The following is a 6,619-nucleotide window of genomic DNA, read 5'->3' on the forward strand; positions in this document are numbered from 1 at the left end:
CTAGAGATAGTTGAGTGATGTACACAAATATTATTTGCTATGGCTCTTTGGCTCAAGCCTTCTTTTATTAAAGCTTCAATTTGATATCGTTCTTTCATGGTTAACTGTTTATAAGACATAGATTTCCTTATCTTTGGTCGGATAATTAATCTTACACTTTTTGCAGTTAACCTTCTATATTTACCCGCCTATTGAATTTTAAGAGTGTTTCACTTTAAACTTGAATTGGCGTAGTAAGTGTAATTTTTACAATTTCGCAGATTTAATCATATTATAATAGATATATGACAATAAGGATACATTTAAAGTATAGTTGTTATAATGAGTATGATTTTTTACCGAGGAAATATTCATGTCAATTGCAAAATATCCTGATATATTTGATGAACTTAAAGCTGAAGTACGTGAAGCTGGTTTACTTAATCGTGTTCCGTTACGTGGGTCGATTGAGATGATCGCAACAATCTTATCTATGGTCTTAGTTTATGTTATCACTATAAATTGGAATATGACTGAAGGTATATGGTGGGCGTCATATGCACTCGCTTTTTTTATGGTTATTATCTTTACTCGTGCGGTATTTATTTCTCATGATATTCTTCACACACAATACTTTAAAAACAAAGCTTTTGCTTTTAAATTAAGCTATCCATTTTCAGCATTTATCTTAAGTAACTCATCTTCATGGTGGGATTGGAAGCATAATATAAATCATCATACATTTTGTAATATCCCTCAAAAAGATCAAGATATTCGAGCAATGGATGGTGCTTTTACAAATAAAGATATGGGTAATAAAGCATGGCTGAGAGCTACAAAATATTTAGTGTTTTGGGGTGCTATGTTTTTTATGTATCCTGCTTTTATTGCACAATCATACAACTTTTCTATAAAAAGAAAAAAATATACTGAATTATTTATGATGTTACTTCACTGGCCAATAGTGTGGGGACCAATATTTTATTTTTTGCCAACTATAGATGCTCTAACAGTATTTTTAACTCTTAATCTTGTTTTGTCAGTATGGCTGGCATTTGGGTTTATTACTAATCATTTAGGCTGTGAAGTGATAGAAGAAGAGGATGCTCAGGGTCTTTCATGGATGGAACTGCAAATGAGAACTTCTCGCTCATTAAAAGGTGGAGCGTTTGTTCACTGGTTTTATGGTGGTTTAAATACACAAATAGAACATCACTTATTTCCTAAGGCTCCAAGGTTTAACTTACTAAAGGTACAAAAAATAACAAAGAATTTTGCGCTAAAAAATAATTTAGTTTATTTTGAGACTTCCCCATTAGTGGCATATATTCAAATTAATAATGTCCTGAAAAAATATTAAATTTTTTGATAGTAGATGATCTGATTTAAAATATTCAAGTCGTCATTAGCATACTCAAAAACGATACATATAATTTTTCGTTTGCTTTAAATCTTGAAGATACAATTGAAATTATTGAAACGAAAAGATTTGACTTTGTCTTATTAGATAATATGATGCCTGTCAGCGTATAAAAAATCCGTTATTTGATGTGTCAACCTTAATTTATACTAATCAATCAAATCTCTAATCAGCAATTTTATTCTGTAACATCATTTTTCTTTATATTCAAAAATACTCTGATTAGCTTGAACTTTGGTCTTATATACCATATAATGTGTCAGTTTAGTTTTGAGAGTGTTAAAAAAACTCTCAGCCACTGTATTATCCCAATAATTTCCTTTTCTCCTCATACTTTGGACAATCTCATAACTTTGTGATAAATCTTTATGTGCATAATAAACATATTAACTTCCTCTATCTGTATGGCAGAGGAGACCAGAAGAAGGTTCTCTTGTTTTAAATGGCATATTTAGAGGATTGTTTACTGGAGTCACTTTGATATTGTCATCGATAGATCAATCTACTACTTTTCTTGAGTATAAATCTATTACAGCAGCAAGATATAATCGACTTTATGGTCTAGGGATATATGTAATATCTCCAACATATTTTTCATTAGGTAGCGAAGCATAAAATCTCTATCGAGATTATTAAGTGTAATTGGTGAATTATGATTTAGAAACTCTATATTGTAAATCTGAAGCAAACATCAATTGTTTAAATGTTTTCTTAAGTGCTTTACTTTTAAAGTTCTCTGTTACGAGTTCTCTTTTAAATCGTACATAATCACCTACTTTTGCTTCAGTTTTGGATACTGCTGCCCAGAATGTTTTGTCTGAATGTTCTTTTACTTCTAGGTATGTATATCCACCAGCATGTTCCATAGTTACTATTTCACCTTGATAGTATGGTTTTACCTCTGCTTGTTCAGACTTAGGCGTAATGTCAGTTACTATCGGAGCAGTTTTTGCATCTTGTGCATTAAGGTTAATTGCTAAAAAAGCAAGAGCTATAAATGTATTAATTTTTGTCATTTTTTTCCTTTGATTTGTTTAAGTTTCTATTTGGAAATGCTATAAGCATGATACTTAGAACAATTCCTGAAGTGATATATACCCATATAGGTATAGGAACAGGGTCTCCAGTAGCATACGAGTGCATACCAGCAAGATAAAAGTTTACTCCAAAGTATGTCATGAGTATGGAGTAAAATGCTATAACGGATAAGACACTAAAAAGATATGGACTATATATATCTTTGATAAGTCTCACATGAAGGACAATTACATATACTAAGATAGAGATATATGCCCATGTTTCTTTAGGATCCCAACCCCAATATCTTCCCCATGATTCGTTTGCCCAAATACCACCTAAGAAATTACCTATTACTAAAAGTGTAAGACCTAGAACCAGAACTACTTCAGTGATGTATGTAATGTTTTTTATGTGTGTATCTATATGTGCTCTTTTTTGATTTCTGAGTGAAAACAGAAGTAATGTTATAAGTCCAAGAATCGCTCCAACACCAAAAAATCCATAACTTGCAGTGATAACTGAAACATGTACACTTAGCCAGTATGATTTTAAAACAGGAACTAAGTTTGTTATCTGAGGATCTATTTCACCTAAGTATGCGGCAAATATAAAGATACCGGCCATTAAGAATGAAGCACTAAGTGCAAGAGTAGATTTCCTTAAAAAGAAAAAGCTAGCGAGAATTGCAGAGTATGCGATATAAATCATTGTTTCATAGGTATTACTAATTGGGGCATATCCACCGATATACCACCTCGTAGCTATACCAAAAGTATGGGCTAAAACAAAGACTAATGAAATAGCACTAATTCTAAATTTAATTTTTTTACTAATAATTTTATTGTAGAACATAGAACTAAGGCTATATACAAGTAGTGTTACACCAAAGAGTAAGTATAAAAGAGATAATCTAAAAAATAAAGATGTCTGGTTAAACCATAACTCAACATCTAGTTTTTCTTGTTCTGGCATAACATTTTTACCAAACTCATTCTGATACGCTTTTATATCATCTACATATGTAAAGCCTTTTTCATAGTTACGGTTATAAGCAGCATCAAGTAAGCGACTTGTACTTCTTTTTAGTTCAGAATTATCTATCATCGCAAACATAGTTTTGAAATCAACCCATTTATTTCTTTCATTATTTGGGAGTGGAAATACTGTAAGAAGGACACCTCTGTAACTCATAAAAGCGATATTGAGTCTTTCATCTACTTTTACTAGGTCTCGCTCAAAGGTACCTCTTTTAGAAGGTACAAGTTGATTTGCATGCTCAACATGCGCAGTTAATTTATACGCACCTTTCTCATCAAAAAAATCTGTGAATTTTACAAATTTTTGTTTTTCACATACTCCAAGTATTTTTCTAAGCTTGGGAGTTTTTACTTTGATTATATTTACTTTTTTCCATAAAGTAGGGCGAGAAAACATACCAAGTACAACTTGGTTAGCACTCATCCCTTGCCAAGTATCACGCCCCGTTAGTTTATTTAGAACTTCACGGTTTTGTGTGTCAAGTGGTTTCATTCTACCAACTGGACCTTGAACAACGATAGTCGCAAAATGTTGGGCTAAGAGTTTTGAATTTTCTTTATGTTCTTTGAGGTAATTATCTGTATAGCTATCATCATTTGCATACATAGGAGTTTGGCTAAGTATGAGTAGAGGAAAAACAAGAGAAGCAATGGGCATCTTTTTTATTTTAGATATCAACAATTGAAATCTAGATTTTTTATCAAAGAGGTTGAGAATAAGTCCTAAAAATAGGAGGGTATACCCAATATATGTTATCTCAACGCCGGGGTCTTTGTTGACTGATAGTTTAGTCCCCATTTCATCAGTATCATATGAAGTTTGGAAAAACTTATACCCTTTATATATGAGCGTATTATTCATATATATATCTGTATCAAGTTTTACATCTTCTTCTTCATCTGTGAGCGTTACTCTACTACTGAATTCTGATGGGGAACGACTACCTGGGTATCGTGAGAGTGTAAAATCATGAAGAGAGATATAAAAAGAAGTCTCGACCTTTTGCTCTCCAACCATAATGATATTTGATTTTTCACCTTCACGGATATGCATCATTCCATCAAGACCAAAAAAATGTGTAATACCCGCACCAAATAATATAATGACAAAAGAGAAGTGAAAAAGAGTTCTTGCTTTAACTTTATACATCTTTGTTTTTTGGATAACAAGCAATAAGTTTACAGATATAAATAGAAGCGTTAGTTGATACCACCAACTAGTATAGACTAGCTCTTTAGCTCTAGCACTTCCAAAGTCATTTTCTATAAATGTACCAGCAGCAGCACCGATTGCTAATATAAGAAGTAATACAATCATACTTTTGTATGAACTTGCGATTTTATAAATCAAAAAATGCCTTTGGAGTTTTTGTCGATTATACTTAAATAAAAATGCTTTAAGCCACTTTAGTTAAATATACTCAATATTTACTATCTAGGGAAAATCCCTAGATTAGATTGTATGAAATCTTATTTACTAAAATAAGATGAAGTTTCATCAACCTCTTTTCTTGAATCCATATTTAGATTACCATTTTTTACAGCTGTTTTGTACCATTCTTTTTCAAGAGTAGCTTTAAACGCATTTTTAGCTGCAACTAGTTTCTCTAAAGGAACACCTGCTAATGCTTGAGAATTTTTCTTAGTTGAAAAATCTGGAGCACTATAGTCCATTACACCATGTTTTGCAAGAACGCCAACAAGAGCTATTCTAGCTTGCATTGCTGATTCATTAGCAACTGCTAATAGACGTAATGTTTCTTCTGGTGCATGAAAGAATGCTGGGTGAGATGCAACTGCATAATCCCATTTCCACTGACCACTTCTAATATCTGCACGAACACCTACTAATTCTTCATCTGTTGCTCCAGCTTCCATAGCTTTTGCAGTTTCTAGGTGAGCTTTTGCTAAGTTATCCATAGCAAGTTCATGTAGTTGATCTTTTCTTACATACTTTTGAAGTACGATACCTCTAAGTTTTTTCTCACTTTCTCTGTGACATGGCATACAACTTCTGTCCATTGTTTCTAATGGGTTTTGTAATTGATGATCACTATATTTTACTGATCCCTCTTGAGTATATGGCATGTGACAATCAGCACAAGATACACCTTTTTGACCGTGGATACCAGTTTTAAATAGTTCATATCCTGGATGTTGTGTTTTTAACATTGGCGTTTTAGAAATTTTATGAGTCCAGTCTGTGAATCCCATATCATTATAATATTTCTCAGCACCTTCTGCAGTTAAACCATTTTCCCAAGGAAGAGTAACAACTTTAGCTACTTTTTTAGTACCATCTTTATCTGTCCATTCTGTTTTCTTGAAGTAATACTCTGTATGACATTGAGCACAAACAAGATTACGTTTTTCTTGATGAGTAGAGTCTGCAAACTTAGGTAAACCAGCTGATTCTAATGCGCGATCAAGGTAAGGTCTTCTTACATTAAGTTCACCAGTTACATTACTATGACAATCAGCACAACCAATAGAGTTCACGATTTCTGAACCATACTTAGCCCATTTACCAGTAAAATACTCTAACTCGCCGTCTCTTTCCATAATTCTTGGAACATCAGGAGATTTACACGTCCAACATGCAGTAGGCATAGGTCCAGTTTTCCCATCAACAGGTGCACCAGTTCTTAAACTATTTACATTGTCTTGTAGAGCATAGTAATGTCCACGAGGAGCATTATAATCTTTTGCAAAACCATATCCAGCCCAAAGAACAGGAAGTTGAGATTTTTCTTTTAACATATCTGTAATTTGAGAACTCTCTTTTGTTTTTTTCCAAGAGCTATATTGTCTAGGATAGTATCTCTCCCACTCTTGACTTTTATGTTTAATTCCTTCTGCCACAAGTGGTCTTTCGTTGAGTGCTTTTCTTTCTTCTTCTCTTTGATTGACACTACTAGCCATTAGTGAAATTACAGCAATTGCAACTAAAGAACCTGCAAGTAATAATTTGTACTTCATTTCTTCTCCCTTAAACTTTATTCAACTTCGTGTAAGCCCAAATTATATGGGGTTGTTGTTAGACCTCTAACTTTTCCGTGAGGCACCTCTTTGTGGCATGACCAGCATTTTCTTCCATTTTCTACGTTAGGATCAACAAAATTGTGATATTGATCTGCATTGCTTCCAATGACAGATGTTACAC

General features: G+C 33.0%; 5 protein-coding genes. 1 reads left to right on the top strand and 4 read right to left on the bottom strand.

Translation table 11 applies throughout. The features are described from left to right. Nucleotides 1-119 (bottom strand): helix-turn-helix domain-containing protein (locus ACI9TV_RS15550; RefSeq protein WP_415251739.1); only part of this gene is annotated, 119 nt, incomplete at its 3' end. 233 nt (nucleotides 120-352) lie between these two features. Here ACI9TV_RS15550 and ACI9TV_RS15555 point away from each other — a divergent pair. Beyond that, nucleotides 353-1,339 (top strand): fatty acid desaturase family protein, encoded by a 987-nt coding sequence (locus tag ACI9TV_RS15555; protein ID WP_415251735.1) that lies wholly within the window; start codon nucleotides 353-355, stop codon nucleotides 1,337-1,339. Nucleotides 1,340-2,049: 710 nt separating this feature from the next. On the opposite strand, the gene ACI9TV_RS15560 is transcribed toward ACI9TV_RS15555, so the two are convergent. The 3 genes from ACI9TV_RS15560 to nrfA all read right to left on the bottom strand — a co-directional run bounded on the left by ACI9TV_RS15560 (nucleotide 2,050) and on the right by nrfA (nucleotide 6,435). Beyond that, complete coding sequence (locus tag ACI9TV_RS15560; protein WP_415251736.1) at nucleotides 2,050-2,415, bottom strand: hypothetical protein; 366 nt, start codon at nucleotides 2,413-2,415, stop codon at nucleotides 2,050-2,052. Further along, complete coding sequence (gene ccsA / locus ACI9TV_RS15565) at nucleotides 2,402-4,807, bottom strand: cytochrome c biogenesis protein CcsA (RefSeq protein WP_415251737.1); 2,406 nt, start codon at nucleotides 4,805-4,807, stop codon at nucleotides 2,402-2,404. The genes ACI9TV_RS15560 and ccsA overlap by 14 nt, the downstream gene beginning before the upstream one ends. 119 nt (nucleotides 4,808-4,926) lie before the next feature. Then, complete coding sequence (gene nrfA, locus ACI9TV_RS15570; RefSeq protein ID WP_415251738.1) at nucleotides 4,927-6,435, bottom strand: ammonia-forming cytochrome c nitrite reductase; 1,509 nt, start codon at nucleotides 6,433-6,435, stop codon at nucleotides 4,927-4,929. Nucleotides 6,436-6,619 lie beyond the last annotated feature (184 nt).

It is taken from the genome of Sulfurimonas sp., from assembly GCF_047622445.1.
In the GTDB taxonomy this organism is placed as follows: Bacteria; Campylobacterota; Campylobacteria; order Campylobacterales; family Sulfurimonadaceae; genus Sulfurimonas.

Coding starts and splice junctions, on each gene's coding strand:
- ACI9TV_RS15560 (WP_415251736.1), bottom strand. CDS start 2,415: ATGACAAAAATTAATACATTTATAGCTCTTGCTTTTTTAGCAATTAAC.
- ACI9TV_RS15555 (WP_415251735.1), top strand. CDS start 353: ATGTCAATTGCAAAATATCCTGATATATTTGATGAACTTAAAGCTGAA.
- nrfA (WP_415251738.1), bottom strand. CDS start 6,435: ATGAAGTACAAATTATTACTTGCAGGTTCTTTAGTTGCAATTGCTGTA.